This window comes from Pseudomonas tremae, from assembly GCF_001401155.1.
Taxonomy (GTDB): Bacteria; Pseudomonadota; Gammaproteobacteria; order Pseudomonadales; family Pseudomonadaceae; genus Aquipseudomonas; species Aquipseudomonas tremae.
Map to the genome: position 1 here is coordinate 1 of NZ_LJRO01000239.1, position 277 is coordinate 277.

At 57.4% G+C, this 277-nt stretch carries 1 pseudogene; it reads left to right on the forward strand.

Features of this window, described 5'->3' with window-relative positions:
* A pseudogene (locus tag ALO43_RS28970) lies at positions 1-277 on the forward strand (IS5/IS1182 family transposase); the annotation flags it as partial.

Here is a 277-nt window from a genome sequence, read left to right on the forward strand (position 1 = left end):
TTCGTGACTGGCGCGATAACTGCACGTTCGACCGGAAGCTGGAACGCTTGCACATTCGACTCAACCATGAAGGACTGATTGATCTGGACACCTGGATGATCGACTCCACGGCGGTACGTGCAACCCGAGCCTCTTCAGACGCCGGGAAAAGGGGGCCTGAAGAACCGCTAGACCATGCTCTGGGGCGAAGTCGAGGCGGCCTGACAACCAGGATTCATATGGTTTGCGACGCTAATGGCTTGCCATTGCGCTTCATGCTCTCACCGGGACAGGCTAG